The following is a 2428-nucleotide window of genomic DNA, read 5'->3' as shown; positions in this document are numbered from 1 at the left end:
CGCCCGGCGCGCGGGGGCACCGGCCGGCCCCACCGGCACGTGGCAAGGCACCGGCGACCACCGCTCCGCCGCACTGCCAGGCCCTGTCCCCGCACCGCTCCCGCGCTCCCCGGCGCTCCGACATCCCGCCCCCCTCCCACCCACCTTCCGAGCCGAAGGCCGTGCACCGTGAGTCAGCCCTGCCCTGCCTCGACCGCCCCGGGCACGTCCGCGCCTCCCGCGCCCGCCGGCCTCCCCGACCCCCCTCGACTCCCCGACGGGGTGCCCGCCGCGGGAGGCAGCGGCGCCGCGTCACCTCCCCACGGGCCCGACCGGCGCGCCGGTCCGGCCGCTCGACCTGCGCACCGCCGCCGTCCGACGTCCCCGCTGTCCGGCGGCGGTGCGCAGCCCACGAACCACCCCTGCCTCGTCACGGACGGCACCGCCGTGAGGGCCCCGTACACGCCCGAAAGGAACACCCCATGAAAGGCAGCCCTCTGGAGCCCGCCGACCGTACCTGGTGGCGCAACGCAGCGATCTACCAGGTCTACGTGCGCAGCTTCGCCGACGGTGACGGCGACGGGACCGGCGACCTGGCCGGCGTCCGCGCCAGGCTGCCGTACCTGGTCGAACTGGGCGTCGACGCCCTGTGGTTCACGCCCTGGTACCTCTCGCCCCTCGCCGACGGCGGCTACGACGTCGCGGACTACCGCACGATCGACCCGCAGTTCGGCACCCTCGCCGAGGCCGAGAAGCTGATCGGCGAGGCCCGCGAGCTGGGCATCCGCACCATCGTCGACATCGTCCCCAACCACGTCTCCGACCGGCACACCTGGTTTCGTGCCGCGGTCGCGGCCGGGCCCGGCAGCCCGGAGCGCGAGCTGTTCCACTTCAGGAAGGGACGCGGCGAGAGCGGCGAGATCCCGCCCAACGACTGGGTCGGGGAGTTCGGCGGCACGCCCTGGACCCGGCTCGCCGACGGCGAGTGGTACCTGCACCTGTTCGCCCCCGAGCAGCCCGACCTCAACTGGGACCACCCGGCCGTGCGCAGGGAACACGAGGACGTGCTCCGCTTCTGGTTCGACCGGGGGGTCGCCGGCGTGCGCATCGACTCCGCCGTGCTGCCCGCGAAGGACCCCGCCCTGCCCGACTTCACGCCGGGTGTCGACCCGCACCCCTACGTCGACCGCGACGACCTGCACGAGATCTACCGCTCCTGGCGGGCGATCGCCGACGAGTACGACGGCATCTTCGTGGGCGAGGTCTGGCTGCCCGACACCGAGCGGTTCGTGCGCTACCTGCGCCCCGACGAACTGCACACCGCGTTCAACCTGAGTTTCCTCGCCTGCCCGTGGGACGCGGAGAGGCTGCGGACCTCCGTCGACGAGACCCTCGCCGAGCACGCACCGGTCGGCGCGCCCGCCACCTGGGTGCTGAGCAACCACGACGTGACGCGCACCGTCACCCGGTACGGGCGCGCCGAGGACACCGGCTTCGCCTTCGAGCGCAAGCGCTTCGGCACCCCCACCGACCTGGAACTCGGCACCCGCAGGGCGCGGGCCGCCGCGCTGCTCACGCTGGCGCTGCCCGGCGCGGTGTACCTCTACCAGGGCGAGGAACTCGGCCTGCCCGAGGTGGAGATCCCGCGCGACCTCATCCAGGACCCGATGCACGAGCGCTCCGGCGGGGTCGACCCGGGACGCGACGGGTGCCGGGTGCCCCTGCCCTGGGTCGCCGACGCGCCGTACGCCGGTTTCGGCTCGACCGGGGAGCCGTGGCTGCCGCAGCCCGCCACGTGGTCCGCCTACGCCGCCGACCGGCAGGCCGCCGACCCGGCCTCGATGCTGTCGCTGTACCGGTCGGCGCTCGACCTGCGCCGTACCCGGCCGGGCTTCCGCGAGGGCTCCCTGACCTGGCTCGCCGGTGAGGCGGGGGTGCTGGCCTTCGAACGGCCGGGCGGACTGCGCTGCGTGGTGAACCTGTCCCCGGAGCCCGTCGCGCTGCCCGCGCACGGCGAACTCCTGCTCGCCAGCGGCCCGCTCACGGACGGGGGGCTCCTGCCCCAGGACACGGCGGTGTGGTTGACGGCCTGATCGCAGCCGGGGCCCCGGTCACGGCGGACGCGTCGCCGCGTCCGGGCGGGCCGGGCCCCGGCGTCCGGCCCGTCAGGACGCGGCGACGCTCAGGGCAGCGGCCTCGGCGGGCGCGGCCCGGTGTACCTGCCGCTGGGCCGCATCCGCAGCGGCTGCTCCGCGTACTCCTCCCTGGCGTGCGCGATCCACCCGGCCGTGCGGGCCACCGCGAACACCGCCTCGCCCGCCTCCGGATCCATGCCGGCGGCCACGGTGAGCGCGGCGAGCGCGAGGTCCACGTTGGCGTGCAGCCCGCCGTGGCGGGCCGTGGCGGCCTCGACCTCGCGCGCGGCCGCCACCGCCGCCGCGGCCTCCGG

The 2428-nt window shown here is 75.9% G+C and carries 2 protein-coding genes; one reads left to right on the top strand and one right to left on the bottom strand.

The window, feature by feature from the left end; translation table 11 throughout:
- Window positions 1-461 precede the first annotated feature (461 nt).
- The gene (locus tag L1885_RS27180; protein WP_235799808.1) at window positions 462-2072 is read left to right on the top strand and encodes a glycoside hydrolase family 13 protein; all 1611 of its coding nucleotides are present in this window, start codon (window positions 462-464) and stop codon (window positions 2070-2072) included.
- 89 nt (window positions 2073-2161) lie between these two features.
- On the opposite strand, the gene L1885_RS27175 is transcribed toward L1885_RS27180, so the two are convergent.
- Window positions 2162-2428: citrate/2-methylcitrate synthase (locus L1885_RS27175; protein ID WP_308117409.1), on the bottom strand; the 267-nt coding region annotated here is incomplete at its 5' end.

Source organism: Streptomyces fuscigenes (assembly GCF_021556455.1).
Classification (GTDB): domain Bacteria; phylum Actinomycetota; class Actinomycetes; order Streptomycetales; family Streptomycetaceae; genus Streptomyces; species Streptomyces fuscigenes.
Note: the sequence above shows the minus strand (reverse complement) of the source record. Positions and strands in the feature narration are given on the sequence as shown.

Bases quoted from the DNA above. Each gene is read 5' to 3' on its own strand.
- L1885_RS27180 (WP_235799808.1), top strand. From the start codon at position 462: ATGAAAGGCAGCCCTCTGGAGCCCGCCGACCGTACCTGGTGGCGCAAC.